The 15,442-nt window shown below is 35.3% G+C and carries 12 protein-coding genes; 5 read left to right on the top strand and 7 right to left on the bottom strand.

From position 1 onward, the window contains the following. Positions 1 to 82: 82 nt before the first annotated feature. Genes HM987_RS01110 through HM987_RS01090 form a run of 5 tightly spaced genes read left to right on the top strand, consistent with a single transcriptional unit; the run spans position 83 to position 8,751 of the window. Positions 83 to 2,110, top strand: a complete 2,028-nt coding sequence (locus tag HM987_RS01110; RefSeq protein ID WP_076547082.1) for a site-specific DNA-methyltransferase — start codon at positions 83 to 85, stop codon at positions 2,108 to 2,110. After that, the gene (locus HM987_RS01105; protein WP_084181969.1) at positions 2,107 to 4,680 is read left to right on the top strand and encodes a DEAD/DEAH box helicase; all 2,574 of its coding nucleotides are present in this window, start codon (positions 2,107 to 2,109) and stop codon (positions 4,678 to 4,680) included. The genes HM987_RS01110 and HM987_RS01105 overlap by 4 nt, the downstream gene beginning before the upstream one ends. 12 nt (positions 4,681 to 4,692) lie before the next feature. Further along, a complete protein-coding gene (locus HM987_RS01100; RefSeq protein WP_076547083.1) occupies positions 4,693 to 5,538 on the top strand; it encodes an RES domain-containing protein in 846 nt (281 codons plus the stop codon). A 60-nt stretch (positions 5,539 to 5,598) separates the two neighbouring features. Next, positions 5,599 to 7,344 (top strand): DUF262 domain-containing protein, encoded by a 1,746-nt coding sequence (locus HM987_RS01095; protein ID WP_076547084.1) that lies wholly within the window; start codon positions 5,599 to 5,601, stop codon positions 7,342 to 7,344. A 36-nt stretch (positions 7,345 to 7,380) separates the two neighbouring features. Next, a complete protein-coding gene (locus HM987_RS01090; protein WP_076547085.1) occupies positions 7,381 to 8,751 on the top strand; it encodes an RNA-binding domain-containing protein in 1,371 nt (456 codons plus the stop codon). A gap of 8 nt (positions 8,752 to 8,759) precedes the next feature. Here the strand turns inward: HM987_RS01090 and HM987_RS01085 are convergent, their stop codons facing one another. Genes HM987_RS01085 through HM987_RS01050 form a run of 7 tightly spaced genes read right to left on the bottom strand, consistent with a single transcriptional unit; the run spans position 8,760 to position 15,432 of the window. Continuing rightward, positions 8,760 to 9,131, bottom strand: a complete 372-nt coding sequence (locus HM987_RS01085) for a hypothetical protein (protein ID WP_076547086.1) — start codon at positions 9,129 to 9,131, stop codon at positions 8,760 to 8,762. A 6-nt stretch (positions 9,132 to 9,137) separates the two neighbouring features. Next, the gene (locus tag HM987_RS01080; protein ID WP_076547087.1) at positions 9,138 to 9,971 is read right to left on the bottom strand and encodes a DUF4138 domain-containing protein; all 834 of its coding nucleotides are present in this window, start codon (positions 9,969 to 9,971) and stop codon (positions 9,138 to 9,140) included. Between the two features lie 31 nt (positions 9,972 to 10,002). Next, positions 10,003 to 10,932, bottom strand: coding sequence for a conjugative transposon protein TraM (gene traM / locus HM987_RS01075; protein WP_179004460.1), 930 nt, complete (start codon positions 10,930 to 10,932; stop codon positions 10,003 to 10,005). 31 nt (positions 10,933 to 10,963) lie between these two features. Beyond that, positions 10,964 to 11,578, bottom strand: coding sequence for a conjugal transfer protein TraK (locus HM987_RS01070; RefSeq protein ID WP_076547089.1), 615 nt, complete (start codon positions 11,576 to 11,578; stop codon positions 10,964 to 10,966). A gap of 20 nt (positions 11,579 to 11,598) precedes the next feature. Then, positions 11,599 to 12,441 (bottom strand): hypothetical protein, encoded by an 843-nt coding sequence (locus tag HM987_RS01065; protein WP_076547090.1) that lies wholly within the window; start codon positions 12,439 to 12,441, stop codon positions 11,599 to 11,601. 2 nt (positions 12,442 to 12,443) lie between these two features. Continuing rightward, entirely contained in the window at positions 12,444 to 13,025 is a 582-nt protein-coding gene (locus HM987_RS01060; RefSeq protein WP_076547091.1) for a conjugal transfer protein, read from the bottom strand. Between the two features lie 4 nt (positions 13,026 to 13,029). Next, the gene (locus HM987_RS01050) at positions 13,030 to 15,432 is read right to left on the bottom strand and encodes a TraG family conjugative transposon ATPase (RefSeq protein WP_076547092.1); all 2,403 of its coding nucleotides are present in this window, start codon (positions 15,430 to 15,432) and stop codon (positions 13,030 to 13,032) included. Positions 15,433 to 15,442 lie beyond the last annotated feature (10 nt).

The following is a 15,442-nucleotide window of genomic DNA, read 5'->3' as shown; positions in this document are numbered from 1 at the left end:
ATGATAATCTTAAAATTATCTTAACCCTTTTTTTGCAACGTGAAATTATACCAATATCTTTAACACTTATTTTTACCACCAAATGACAGAATTAAGCCAAAGAGAAAAGGACTATTTAATAGAAAAATTACAAAAGGGCGAGCAACTACCCGAGGACTTCAAGTACAAGCTTTTCCCCACTATTCAAAAGGAATATGAACTCGTTTATGCTGGAAAAATGCGTAAAGAAGATATTCTTGCAGACGAAGATGGAGTAACTGCCGCACCTTTACAAATTGAAAGAACGTATAACGGCGACCGTGAGTCTTATCCTGACGGTTGGAAAAATATGATTGTATTTGGCGACAACCTTCAATTTCTCAAAACCATTTACAAAAATGAAGACCCACTTATAAAAGACAAGGTTAAGGGAAAGGTTAAATTAATTTACATAGACCCACCATTTGCGACAGAATCTGATTTTTCAGGGTCACAAGGTCAAAAAGCATATACAGACAAGGCTAAAGATGCTGAATTTGTAGAGTTTATACGAAGAAGATTAATTATTGCCAAAGAAATTTTGGCTCGTGATGGAAGTATTTATATTCATCTTGACCAAAAAAAATCTCACTATATCAAAACCATATTAGATGAGATTTTTGGAGAAGGTAATTTTCGTAATGAAATAGTTTGGAAAAGAACAAGTGCTCACAGCGATAGCGGAAAGTTAGGAATAAACTGTGAATTTATTTTCTACTATACAAATTCTGAAAAATATATATGGAATCAGCTTTATGAGTATTATTCAGAAAAACATTTGAAACGCTTTCGTAATCAAGATGAAGATGGTCGTTTATGGACTGATGGTCCTGTAACAGCTAAGGGGTTAAAGGGTTCAGGTTATACCTATGAATACAAAGGCATAAAAGGATATTGGAGATGTCCATTATCAACAATGGAAAGACTTGATTCTGAGAATCGTTTGCACTTTACGAACAAGGGAGGAATCCGGGTTAAAAAGTATTTAGAGGAATTAAAAGGAATTCCGTTACAGTCATTATGGGATACAGTAAATCCCATCAATTCACAGTCCAAAGAGCGAGTTAGTTATCCCACACAAAAGCCTGAAGAACTAATCGAAAGAATTATACGGTTGTCAACCAATAAGGATGATTTAGTTTTGGATTTTTTTGGAGGTAGCGGAACCGTAGCCTCAGTTGCTGAAAAATTAGGTAGAAAATGGATTACTTGTGATATTGGTAAATTTGCTTTTTACACGATTCAAAAAAGAATATTGACAATTCAAAACTCAAAATCTCTAAAAAATAAAACTAAAGATTTTGGCAAGAAGTCAACATCATTTCACACGATTAATACGGGTTTTTACGATATAGAAAAACTATTTTCATTACAACATAAAGAATATCAAGACTTCGTACTAAATCTCTTTGAAGTAACCCCAAAACCAAAAAAAATTGCAGGTATTGAATTTCAAGGAGAACGTAAGGATGGGTATGACGTATTGATTTGGAAATATTGGGAGCATAAGGATGCAGCAGTTGATGAAGATTATTTAGAAATTCTTCACAAAAATATTGGCAAAAAAGTTGGCGACCGTATCTATATTATAGCGCCAGCAAATTCTGTTCAATTTATTGATGATTACTATGAGATAGGGAATGTGCGCTATTACTTTTTGAAAGTACCATATCAAATTATTCAAGAATTGCATAAGGAGAAATTTAAAAAATTCAGACAGCCTACCAGTTCCAGCAACGTAAATTCACTTGAAAATGCAGTTGGTTTTCACTTTATAAGACAACCAGAAGTTAAGTCCTCGTTTGATGATGGTGTAATCACAATAAAGGCTTTTAAAGCCTACTACCCTGATGAAGATACCTTGGAAGATATTCCTGGTCTGGAAGCCTTGGCAATGGTTGTTGTAGATAAAAACTATAACGGCAATGAGTTTTTAATGTCCGATGTATTTTTTGCTGCTGATATTGTTAGTGAGGATGGTAAAGCTAATGTTTCCATTGAAGATTGTGGCTCTAAAGTAAGTGCAGTATATATCGACATTTATGGCAATGAATTCCGCGAGGTCTTTACCAATAAAAATACGAAGGGATGATTCAGGAAAAAAAGCGATACGACACAAAAGATTTAATATTAAAAGTAAATCAATTTTATAATCAAAGCGAGCTACCACTTCCTTATTGGGATAGGTTTTTGGATGCACTTTGTGGAACAAGGGAATACCAAAAGAAAGCCATAAGAAGTTCAGTCATTTACTTGGCATCCAAAGAGTATACTAATATTCAAGACTTGGTTTCTAAAAATCATTATCAAAATCCTCAATTACGGGAGAGATATCCTGAGCTTGCAGATTACCACCGTAAGCTACAGTTACCTTCAAAGTTATCTGCGACAATAGACCTTGCTACAGGAACGGGAAAAAGTTACGTAATGTATGGCATAGCACAAATCTTATTAGGTTTAGGCTTGGTCAAAAGAGTACTCGTCTTGTGTCCATCAACGACAATTGAAAAAGAACTGCATAAAAAGTTTTTAGCCTTGGTTTCTGACCCAATTCTAAAAGAAACAATTCCGCCATCTGCAATTATTAGAAATCCGAGTATAGTTGATGGAAGTGTTACCGTGGATGAAGGTGCCATTTGTATTGAAAATGTCCACGCTGTTTACGAAAGGACAGGTTCATCAATTGAAGATAGTTTTGGTTTCAAAAGAGGTTTTGACACGGTAGTTTTGAATGATGAAACCCATCACATTTATAATAAGATTTCAGGTAATACTACAGAAGCAAGAGGGTTAAAAATATGGAAGAAATTTTTATTGGACGATGGTTATAATTTTAAATATATGCTTGGTTTTACAGGTACAGCATATATAGGGAATGATTACTTCAATGACGTTATTTACAGATACTCTTTACGAGAAGCTGTTGATGAAAAATTTGTTAAGAAGATTAATTATGTTTCAGAGGATGATAGCATAAACGAAGACCAAAGATTTCAGAAAATATATCAGAACCATAGCAATAATAAAGTTACTTACAAAAATGTAAAACCATTAACAATTCTGGTAACAAACAATATTACAAATGCCAAAAGACTTGAAACACGATTGGTTGAATTTTTAATGCTGGAAGAAGGTTTGGAAGAACAAGAGGTTCGGGATAAATTGGTTATGACGGTAACTTCAGATAAGGTACATAAGCATAATGTAATTCGTTTAGAGGAAGTAGATGAACAAGACTCTACTGTAGAATGGATTGTGTCCGTTTCTATGCTTACAGAGGGATGGGATGTTAAGAATGTATTCCAAATAGTCCCTATGGAAGAAAGAGCTTTTAATTCAAAATTATTGATTTCTCAGGTTTTAGGTAGAGGACTAAGAGTGCCGCCTGAATATATAAATAATGCAGAAGTTACAATATTTAACCATTCATCTTGGGGCTCAAAAATTAAAGGATTGGTAGATGAAGTACTGGAGTTAGAAATGCGATTGGAGAGTTCTAACTTAATCGATGGCGATAGGAGTAAATTTCATTTTGAACTTTACAATATAGATTACAACAAAATTGAAAAAGCGGTAGAAAACAACAGTAAAGAGAAAGAGTTTAATTATAAAGGTATCATAAACTTAGAATCTTCGGTAGACCAAGTAAGTCAGGAAACAACATATACCAACCTTGCGAGTGATTATAAGAGTGTAGAGTACAAGATTAAAAATAGAATGACACCAATTAAGGAAATCGTTGATAAAATCTATCACGAGTTTCAGACGAGAGAATGGGAAGGTGTTACACTTAAATTACAAGAAGGTCAATACACAAAAAACAACCTTCCGCCCAAAGAAGAGATTACAAAGCTGATAAGGCGTTCTATGGATAAGGTTGGTCTGGAAGGAGATGAATTGAACGAAAAGAATAAACGAAATATTTTTTCTTCATTCAATACGCTTCTAAGACGAAAAAATAAATCGCTTGAATTAGTCAGAATAGCGCAAAAGCCCTTTGTTATCTCAACTAAAGAAAGAATAAAGGAAACATTGTCAATAGGGAATTTACGCCATAATTCTACGGTTATGTATTCAAATAATTACAATGAAGAAGTTAAAGACACAGACGTCTTAAACTTTTTGCAGGAAGTAATTGATGATGGAACTTTTCCTCGTAATGCTACTTTGCAGGCAAATAGTTATGATTTTAAAACACCGGTAGATTTAGCGTTCCTTAACGCAACACCTGAAAGAAAATTTGCTGAAAAATTGGTTAGGAATGAAAATTCCAAAGCCTTGGATGCTTGGCTAAAATCAACTAATCAAAGCTTCTATACTATTGAGTATTCGCTATCAAGTAAATCAGGAAACCATACAAAACAGGGCAAATTCAATCCAGACTTTTTTGTTAAAACCTCAGATACGGAAATAGAATATATTACCGTTGTCGAGATTAAAGATGACCAAGACTATTCTGATTTAAATAAAGCAAAATTTAAATGGGCGACCATTCATTTTCAGGAATTAAATAAACAACTTGAAGAAAATAATGTGAATCAACGCTATAATTTTCATTTCCTAAGTCCTGAGAATTATGATGATTTCTTTGAATATTTGAGAAATGGTAAATTGGTTCAAGGCCTATTTACGAGTAATTTGGATAAAGAATTGAGTACATAGAACTAAAAGAATATGACTGTTGAAAATGTAAAAAAAGCTATTACTTTATTGGAAGCGATAAATCCAGAAAATGAGTACGCTTACGAAAAAGCGGTTTTAGCCTATTTAACCATAGGAAGGCTTCCAGTTTTACAATATGAAATTCCTGCCAAATCAGTATTTTTCAGAACACGCACCCACGAAGACGATGATTTATTTCCATTAATATCCGACATCTCAATAACACCAAATAAATTTGTCAAAGATTTTGCGAGATGTAATAGACCTTTTCAGTCTAAATTCTACTGTTCAGAAAATAGACCTACTTCATTTGCTGAGTTAGTCGAGTATTGGTCTGATACAAAAGATTTTGGCGATAAAGTTTACGTTACAATTGGGCGTTGGCAATTAAAGAAACCCTTAATCGGAATTATAGTAACGACACCCGATAAAGACCATAGAATTTCGGAGTTCGACAAAGAACACGGAGCAGCTATGGAAACTTTCATTGAACAAAGTGACCCTGAAATAAGAGAAGCTACAATCTTATTTTATAGATTTCTTTTCGAGAAGTTCAGGAAATCTGCAAAAAATGACCGAAAAACATATATTATAACAACAGCCTATTGCAACGTGGCTCTTGCTCATTCCGAGGGTAAAGTAGATGGAATTTATTATCCAAGTGTACCTTTTGGCGAACAAGGAATCAATTTTGCGATTAATTCAGATTATATTTTAGGAAATAATCTTGAACTCACACATATCCTGAGAAATGAGTTAACCGTTTCCAAAAATGAAAACGGAAAACACGGATTTACCGAAACTGGAAAAGTAGAAGCTTCAGGATTTGATATCGAAAATAATTTAATAAGCTGGTAAAAAAATAATATAAAATAAATGCCAACTGCATAATAGAAACTAAAACCAACCAAGAAATTTATGTCATTTCAAACCCCTATAACCATTTCTGATGCAATCGAAAAAATAGACTCAAATCAGTTTTTACTTCCAGCCATACAACGAGAATTCATTTGGAATCACTCTAAAATTGAATGGCTTTTTGATTCAATAATGAGAAATTATCCAATCAGTTCTTTTCTATTTTGGAAAGTAGAAGAAACCACGTCAAAAGGATATAGATTCTACAAGTTCATAAATGAGTATCGCGAACGATATAAAACCCACAATGAGGAAATTTCAACAAATGGTATCAGTTCTTTTAATGCGGTCTTAGATGGTCAGCAAAGATTAACTTCTTTATATCTTGGGTTAAAAGGTAGTTTCGGTTATAAAGAGTACCGTAGAAAGTGGGAAGATACAGAATGGAGTATTCCAACGCGCCATTTGTATTTGAACATTACAACTGAACTTCAAGACGAGGAAGATGGCAGAATATACGAATTTAGTTTTCTTGAAAAATCTGAAACAGAAGAATCTGAAATTTACGAAGCGAATGAACAAAAATGGTTTAAGGTAGGTGCAATTTTAAATTATACCGAGGATGAAGCTTTTGATGAGTTTGTAGAAGAATTTGAAAGTAGCTTTTCCCGGAAAGCAATAAGACAGCTAAGGCGAACCATAATGGAAAAGCCTATAATTAATTATTTCCTTGAAAAAGACCAAAGTTTAGATAAGGCGCTAAACATTTTTATCAGGATAAATAGTGGTGGCGAACCTTTAAATTTTTCAGATTTATTAATGTCTATTGCAGTTGCAAACTGGACAAAAAAAGATGCGCGTAAAGAGATTCATAAACTTGTAGATAGTATAAGAGATAAGGGTTTTTCAATATCCAAAGACCTAATACTTAAATCCTTTCTTTATTTGTACAGTCGAGATATTAAGTTTAGGGTTACAAACTTTTCCAAAGGTAACGCAAAGGATTTTGAGACAGAATGGGAAAAGATTAGAGATTCAATCCTATCCACATTTGATTTAATAAAAACTTTCGGATTTACGGATTACACTTTGACTTCCAAGAACTCTGTAATCCCTATCATTTATTATTTGTACCACAAGAATATTTATAGAGATTATTCAACTAAGATAGAGTTCAAAGAGGACAGAGAATCGATAAAAAAATGGCTTCACATAGTGTTGATTAAGAGGATTTTTGGTGGAACATCAGATTCAGTTTTATCTCAAATAAGAAGGACTTTCACGGACAATGTAGTTGAAATGAAAATTAAGCCAGAGATTACTTCTTTTCCTGTCAATTCTATTTTTAATCATATAAGAAAGGATACGAGCGTTGGCGATGAATTTATAGAAGAAGTACTTTTCACACAGAAAGACAATCAGTATGCTTTTTCTATTCTCTCTCTATTATATCCAGATTTAGATTATAGAAATAATAATTTTCATAAAGACCATATACATTCTGCATTTGAGTTTAATAATCTTGAAGCTTCCGACAAAGAAAGCTATGGATGGCACACTTACAATTCTATCTATAACCTTCAAATGTTAGATGCCAATGAGAATATGTCCAAGAGTAATATGAATCTGTTGGATTGGGTTGAGAAAGAAACAAATGAAAATAATAGAACTCAATTTTTGAACGCTCATTTAATTCCAGATGTCGATTTGAATTTGAATGAATATGGAAATTTCCACGAAAAAAGGAAGGCACTATTATTGGATAAAATGAAAACCTTACTAAGCGAAAAAACTGTTAGCGTATAGTTATCTTTATTTCCAAATTGCCAATTTATTTAATTAATGACCGAAACAAACCGCATAGAATACAAACGAGAATTGTCTGATGGACTTGAAAAAGAGGTCATCGCTTTTCTAAACTATCGCGAAGGTGGCATTATATATATTGGCATCGATAAGGATGGAAATACTTACGGATTGGCAGATTCTGATAGCGACCAGTTAAAGATTAAGGATAGATTAAAAAACAACATCCGCCCTTCCGCCCTTGGTCTGTTTGATATTGTGAGTGAGGAAAGGAATAGTAAGAACATTCTAAAAATCATAGTGGCCAGCGGTCCAGAAAAACCATATCATCTTAAAAAATACGGGATGAGCGAAAAGGGCTGTTTTATTCGTTTAGGTTCAGCAGCTGAACCGATGCCACAAAAAATGATTGACGAGCTCTTTGCCAAACGTACCCGAAATTCCATCAGCAAGATTAAAGCAGGACGGCAGGATTTAGGCTTCGGACAGCTAAAAATTTACTACGAAGAATCTGGGTACACCCTTGGTAAACCATTTGCCAAGAACTTGGAACTACTTACTGAAGATGGTGCTTTTAATTATGCCGGCTATCTCTTGGCAGATAAGAATAACACATCAATTAAAGTCGCTAAATATTCGGGTATAACCAGAACAGACTTAATAGAAAGCAACGAATACGGTCACGAATGTTTGGTTAAGGCTACCAAACAAGTGATAGATAAAATTGCGGTCGAGAACAGAACAACCACAAAAATTACAGCCAAAGAAAGACAACAAGCCAATCTTTGGCATCCCATCGCCTTGCGTGAAGCCATCATAAATGCGTTTGTGCATAATGATTACACAAATGAGATTACCCCAAAGTTTGAAATCTTTACCGATAGAATCGAAATCACATCGGCTGGTGGTCTTCCGGAAGGATTGAGCAAGCAAGAATTTTTTGAAGGCTTTTCAGTCCCACGAAACAAGGAACTGATGCGAATTTTTAAAGATTTAGAACTGGTTGAACAATTAGGTTCTGGCATTCCTCGTATTTTAGAACACTACGGAAAAGAGAGTTTTAGTTTTTCAGATAACTTTCTTAGAATGACTTTTATTGCTAAAGAAGCTGTTGTTGAAGAAGGTGGTCAAACAGGTGGTGTAAAGGGTGGTCAAGAAGGTGGTGTAATAGGTGGTGCAATAGGTGGTGTAATTGATTCAACTGAAGCTCTAACTAGAAGACAAAAAGAAGTGCTTAAACTTATTGCAACCAATACTACTATTACTTATACTGAAATAGCTGAAGCTTTAGGTATCAATGAATCCCCTGTGGGCAAACATATAAACGCACTAAAAACTAAAGGCTTTTTAATACGTCACGGTGGCACGCAAGGCTATTGGGAAATTAATCTCAAAAACAATCAGTAAAAGTCCTTTTAAAAAGGAGATTTGTCCTTTGAGCCTCTCGCATCCGCCAGCCACTTGCCATTTTGCTTAACCAGTTTAAAAAGGCCTGGTGTCTTATCATAGGCTGTCGTATATTTTACCCAAGCCACATCACCCATAATGGTATCCTGCAAAACAGTAAAGTTTGAATCATCCTTTACCGTCGCATTAAACATATTTATAGTATTCATATAATTAGAATATGCCTGTGGTGTTGAGTTGGCTTTTAAAGCTTCCTCATCCTTTTCATAAAAGCTTTCAATAACAATCTGGGCTGTAGCACTTGGCCCAGAAACTTTAGTATCAGAATCGGCACAAGAAAGGAACAACAGTACGAGTGAGAAAACAATAATTTTTTTCATAATATTTTAATTTGGGTTATTGATATATCTATGTGATATTTTCATTTCTATATTGCGTTCGCCATCTTTCTCGTTCAATTCTAAAATCGCCCTACGGTCATTAGATAATGAAAATTTGGGCAATACATAAACGAAGCGAACCGTCTCACTTTTTGCAATTTTTGAAGGCAGATTGTGTTTGTACGTTGGTTCTTGATACAGGCGTTGTAACGATTTTCTTTTCCCTTTTTGTCTTGTTTCAATCGAAAGGTTCAAGAAATTCAAATCGTAATCCAAAGTAGAATTATTCTCAATCTGGATAACGAAGTAGAGTTCTTTCTTATCAAAAACAATATTCTCAACACTCAAAACGATACCTTCATTTCGCTTTTTAATTCGACCTATACGCTGGTTTCTGTTAAGAAGATACGAGCAGAATTTTTGGTAGTAATACGTTCTATTATCTACACGTTCTTCAGAGGATTCAGCAAGAATCGAATCGACCTTAATCGGTTTCTCATTCCCTATACTATTAGATAACGGAATGAAATAATTGAGCTTAGATAGCTGTTTTTTATATCTTACAATATACGAAAAAATTGAACCATTTCTATTGACTACCAGTAGATTACTTTCTTTGCCAGGCTTTGCTTGAAGAAGTCCAAAATACTGTTCTTTTTCACGGTTGTAGGTAAAAACAAAATTATCTGAACCGGTTATACCTTGCCGAATAGGTTCAGGGAAGAATAATGCAACGTTTTTGGTGTCGTTGGCATATATGGTATCGAGGACTGTAGTTGTTTGCGCTTTCGCGAAAGCGAAACTTAAAACAAGAGTGGAAATTATGATATACTTTTTCATAAGAGTGTGTTTTTAAATGCCCATTATGGGCTCATAATTTAGGTTTTAGAATTAATTTATAATTATTCAATACCGTAACTTTTACGTTTCGGTTGTTACGTCTGAGTACTTTGGATATACCACCAACTTGTGGTACGGTGGGAATGTTGATATCGCCAATAATATCGTCCAAGACTTCGGTGGTGGCTTCAGCTCGAAAATTGTTCTCGACATAAATGCCCTCACTACCATCTGACAAATCGAATGCTTTGAGTTTAGTAGGATGGTGCTTTATATTTTCAATTTCAATTAAAGCTCGATTGGGCTGAAAGCTGATAAACCCAAAAATTGGTGTGTTATTCGGCATCTGCTTACCATTTATTATTGCAGGTTTGGTAAGGCGCATTCGTAATCTGGTATTCGCTTTGACTATTTGGTCGCCATCTACTACTACGTAAATTGTTTCATCAGTATTACCGATGATTGAAAACTCGTTGGGTTTTGGCGATGCGGCAAAGAACAATTGATGTTCTAAGCCTAATTCTTTGGCTTCAATTTTTTGTTCTCGTTTGATTTCTGATGAATCGATTTGTTTTGTGCTTTTTTGAGCAACTTTTCTCTGTCCCAGATTTTGATAGCGTTTTTCAGAATATCGAATTTTGCCAGCATCGTAAATACTATCCACAATACGTTCTTTTTCACGTTCGGGCAAATCTGGGTCGTAAAAGCCCAACGAGTCTATAAGCTTTTCATCATAGATGCTGGGTGCGTTATTTTCACGCACTTCCTTTAAATCATTGATGGCATCCAGTTTAGAATCGTACTCTTTTTGGTTTTCCTCTAAATCGGGAATTAATGTTTGTTGTAGGCTTTCGTTCTCGCTATCATCATCGCCCATTACCATTACGGAATAGGAAATAAGGAATATGAAAATCACCGCCAATACTGTTGCAAATACTATTTTGTTCTTTTCTACTTTCATAATCTTGGTTTTTTAAATGCCGATTTTCGGCTCAACTATCATCATTCAGTTTTTTTAAAGTGTTTTCGAAGTAATTTGTAATTAGAAGTCCGTGCGGATTGTTGGGAAAGTTTCGGTCAACCATAATCAGGTTTCCAGTTGAAAACAGTTCGTAGGTGTCAATTATTGAACCTCTGTTAATTTCAAAAATGGTGGTGGTTGTAAAACTATACGAGCCATTATTTTCGTTTATCCTTGAGTCAATACTCAATACTTTTTGAACCAATGAATACTGAAGCAACCTGTTGTAAACACCATCGGCTTTTTTCTGGCGGTAAAGATTGTCCACAGAACTATTGCCTAACCAAAGTGCTTTTTCCAAATTCCTTTCATAGTTACTGGCATCGATGTTATAGAAGTAGTTGTGGAACAGTTCTAAATGTGCCAGAGCTTCGACTCTAAAATTCTCTTTTTGAGTTACGAGCTTCAGGGGAATTATACTGCCATCTGTATTGATGGCAAAAGCACTATTGAGCGCTTTTTGATTTGTATTGAATACCATCCAAACTGAAAAGGTACTGGACAGTAAGGCACAGACAACAACTGCCAAAACGATAAACCGATTCAATTTTAGGACGTTATAAATATTCTTGTATGGTGTTTTCATATTCTTATTTTTAATCTGCCTTAGGCAGTAAACAATCGGAGTGTAAAGGACGTTGCTCGTTTGTACAATTTGAATTTCAGGAAAACAATAAATGCAACAGAACCTAATTGAACCACAGGCGCAAAAAAGCCTTGACCTGTATCGGTACCAAATAAGTTAACCCAAAAATTGGTGTTGATTTCCGTATAAATAGCGTTAACAAATACATTGACTAAAAAGAATGCCGGCACTAACATATATACAGCAGCATACAACTTGAAGAATGTATAAGCAAGTGAACGGAATTTTTCAAATACTGCAAGGCTAATGACCAAAGGGAAGAACGCTTGCATTATCCCCAAAAGGAAAAAACGCTCTGCCAAGAATAGCGGATAGATGAACAAATCCAATATCCAGAGTATTGTACTTAAAATGAAAGCTAATATCTTGAACCCATATAAGGGTGTTACCAAGGCCTCATACAAAAGCGTCATTGCTGAACTCGCAGCATCAAAAAGACTTACATCTTCCTCTAACGGAATATCCTGCATCTGTAATGGCAATAATGCAGGTGCAGTCCCTCGATATTGACTTTCGATGGCCACTAAAATTCCATCGAAAAACCCTAATACCTGCGTTGAGAATATGACCAGAATAACAATAGCAAAATTCTTTGCCAGTTCACCAGGACTCAATCCCCAAGTGTACCCGTCTTTGTCCGCAATACCTTCATTGTACTTTTTAAGGATGTTGACCAGAAAGAACAGGACAGCAAGCGTTTTCATTCCGGCAATAGTATATTGCGAGAAGCTACTGTTCTGAATGGTCTGAAATACCGTATCGATATATTCCAATCCAATTCCTAAAAGTATGGTTGCGGTCATTTTTAATATCCTGTTTCGCGGTTATTTACTTTATCCTGCATTTTTCTGAATGAAATGATATCACGATAGCGTTTCGTTTTTGTAGTGATGGTAGAAACCATTTGCTTTGATTCCAGTTCTTTTTCTTTCAAAATTGCGGCACGCTCTGCATCGCTCATTTTTAGATAGTCGCTTGATAGAACTTCATCAATAAAATCTACCGTGTCCAATGAATTTTGAACTATAGCATCAAACGATTCCATAACCCTGCTTACTTCATCTGGCTTTATATAAGGCGAGTTTAAAATGTCCTGTAAATCATTTTGCATTACCTGAATAAGGCGTTGATTGTTGTCTGCAATTTCTTGAACTGCTCTAAGTTGCTGAACCACATTTGAAACCTTTTCGATGGCCTCTTTTGCATCTTTTAAGAATTTTACAGACTTAATCATTTGAGCAGTCTGTTTACCCGATTCAATCAGTTGTTTTACCAAGCTGATAAAATTGGTATTGTCATAAGTGGGCATTCCTTGGGCAGTAGCGTTGCCCGACATAAATAAGGTCAATGCTACTGTCATTACTAAAATTTTGAATTTTGTCTTCATAATGTTATGTTTTAGATGTGAATTGAATTATTGCTTTTTCCATATCGTGATGCTCGTTGTAGAGCTTTATTATTTCTTCGTTTTCCTGTCCGTCGGTTAAGTAAGCCGCATAGACTTCCTTCGGAACTTCAAGACGGAAGATGTTACTTTCCCTACCGATTTTAATGAACATTTCGGTGTACTTCCGTGGCCCGGAAAGGTTGTTTTTGATGGACTTTAATTGGTTTAAATCGTGGCTTGAAAGATTAAGGCGTTTGACCAATTCGGCATAGCCTTTTTCGTTGTTAAGGCTGTAAATGACCTGTGTATTTTCAAGGATGCTTGCAGATGTTGAATTGTTGGGAAGTTGATTGATGGATTGAAGAATGATACCAATAGCACCGTTCTGTTTACGGATGGCTTGATAATAGAATTCTACGCTTTCAAGAACGTTCTCGAACTTCAGTTGCTTGGCAAACTCGTCAAATAGGATGATACCTTTTTCAGCCCTATTTTTCCAAATGGTTCTTTGGATGGCTGACTTAATCAGCTTCAACATTACGGACAGGATTTCCTTATTGTCTTTGACTTCATCGAGTTCAAAAACAATCAAACGTTTGTCCTCTATTTTATAGGTTTGGTCTTCACTCACTTCAAACAGAAAACTATATAGACCATCGCCGACATATTCGGACATTACGTGCAAAAAGCTGGTAACGTTGAAGTAGTCGGGATGGATTTTTAGGGTGTCAAGAAGATCCTCTTGATTCCTTTCTATAAAATTGTAAAATCCTTCGAGCGAATGATTTTCTGAAATGCTATTGTAATAATGACGCAATATTTTTTTGACTGAAACCGACTGTGCTTTAGTAACCTTTAAATCTGAAGCGAACAGCTCAAAAAGGAAAACAGACAAATCTTCCAATCGTTCAGGTGTCAGATCATTTGTATCACTTATATAAAAAGGATTGATGCCAAGATTTTTTCCACTTTCGTACCGAAGTACCGTATATTTTTCAGGATATAGTTTGGCAAATTTAGTGTACGAGCCACCCAAGTCGATAATGACCAGACGAACACCACTTTCAAAGTATTGGCGTAAAATATTATTGGCTAAAAAGGATTTACCCTCGCCCGTTGGTGCGAAAATGGCAAAATTCCGAGCCTTGATACGTTTTTTTCGCTCGTCCCAAACATCTTTTAGAACAGGAATATTATGCTCTCTATCATTGAAGATGATTCCGGTAGTATCAGATTTGTAATTGGTATTATTGATGAATAGGCATAATGCGTGTTTTAAATCGGTAACATATAAATCGTTGTTCGAGAAATTGGACGAAAAACAGCAGTAACTGTTTAATATATAATTCTTGCGCTCTTCGCCTCTCGGATAGTATGGAATAATATCCAGTTCCTTAAATTCAGTTTTAATTTTTGAAGTTATTTTGTCTAGGTCTTTGGCTTCTTTAGACCAATACACAATATTGAGATGACCACGAATAATCCGTGCATTGTCATCGGCATTGATTTGGTCAAGAATATGTTGGATTTTCCCCAAAACCACTTTGTTCTGTGAACCGAAATTGGAACTCTTGTTAAGTTCCTCGACTTTCTTGTCGAGCAGCTTGCGCCACTTTTGTTTGTCGTCGAGATATAAAATCTGATTGACAATGTGGTTTTCGTTAAGCGTAAGCCCTAAGCCATCAATAAACCCTTGATGAAACACAAAATCGTCAGATGTGAATTTCTCATTGGTTTTGCTACTCTGTACACTTTCGCCAAAGCACAGTTCGCTATTGATGGCAAGGGCATCAAAATGGTTTTCGCCAATATTGACGCTTTTCTTATCTAATAGAATGTCGGTATCGAAGCCTTCGTTGAAGCCATTGAAATAGCCATTTGTGAGTTTCTGAATCCCTTCCGCTTTAAGCGGAAGGAATGCCATCTTTCGGCTATTATTGATAAAGGAAACAGAATCGCTTACAGAGTTTACAAAACTCTTAATGTTATCGTCCAGTTCCTGTACAATTCCCTTTGAAATTTTTCTAAAGGGATTGACATATTTTGAATTGTTGAGCGCTTTGTTTTTGGTCAAGATGAAAAACAAATAGCACTTGTGCTCAATATGTCCACGACCTTTAAAATGCTCGTGCGTTGCTTTTTCTAAAAATGTTTTATTCGGAAGCTGTTCAGAAGAATAGGATTTCTTCAGGTATATATCCTGTTTATGAACCACAGTTCCCACAGGCAGCGATTTCAAAGCCTGAAACCAAGCACCGTGCATATCTTCAAAGTCCTTTTCGGAAAGCGAATAAATTTCAGGTAGATTCCCTGTATAGCACAAGACCACATTGCCATTATTGGCAAAGACGATATTGTCCTGAATATCTACGATGGGCTGATATGCCGAAAGGTTAATCTTATTCATAGTTAAAACC

This window comes from Winogradskyella forsetii (assembly GCF_013394595.1).
GTDB lineage: Bacteria > Bacteroidota > Bacteroidia > Flavobacteriales > Flavobacteriaceae > Winogradskyella > Winogradskyella forsetii.
The sequence above is the reverse complement of the archived record's forward strand: the minus strand, read 5'-3'. Positions and strand labels throughout refer to the sequence as shown.

Coding starts and splice junctions, on each gene's coding strand:
- HM987_RS01110 (WP_076547082.1), top strand. CDS start 83: ATGACAGAATTAAGCCAAAGAGAAAAGGACTATTTAATAGAAAAATTA.
- HM987_RS01105 (WP_084181969.1), top strand. CDS start 2,107: ATGATTCAGGAAAAAAAGCGATACGACACAAAAGATTTAATATTAAAA.
- HM987_RS01100 (WP_076547083.1), top strand. CDS start 4,693: ATGACTGTTGAAAATGTAAAAAAAGCTATTACTTTATTGGAAGCGATA.
- HM987_RS01095 (WP_076547084.1), top strand. CDS start 5,599: ATGTCATTTCAAACCCCTATAACCATTTCTGATGCAATCGAAAAAATA.
- HM987_RS01090 (WP_076547085.1), top strand. CDS start 7,381: ATGACCGAAACAAACCGCATAGAATACAAACGAGAATTGTCTGATGGA.
- HM987_RS01085 (WP_076547086.1), bottom strand. CDS start 9,131: ATGAAAAAAATTATTGTTTTCTCACTCGTACTGTTGTTCCTTTCTTGT.
- HM987_RS01080 (WP_076547087.1), bottom strand. CDS start 9,971: ATGAAAAAGTATATCATAATTTCCACTCTTGTTTTAAGTTTCGCTTTC.
- traM (WP_179004460.1), bottom strand. CDS start 10,932: ATGAAAGTAGAAAAGAACAAAATAGTATTTGCAACAGTATTGGCGGTG.
- HM987_RS01070 (WP_076547089.1), bottom strand. CDS start 11,578: ATGAAAACACCATACAAGAATATTTATAACGTCCTAAAATTGAATCGG.
- HM987_RS01065 (WP_076547090.1), bottom strand. CDS start 12,441: ATGACCGCAACCATACTTTTAGGAATTGGATTGGAATATATCGATACG.
- HM987_RS01060 (WP_076547091.1), bottom strand. CDS start 13,025: ATGAAGACAAAATTCAAAATTTTAGTAATGACAGTAGCATTGACCTTA.
- HM987_RS01050 (WP_076547092.1), bottom strand. CDS start 15,432: ATGAATAAGATTAACCTTTCGGCATATCAGCCCATCGTAGATATTCAG.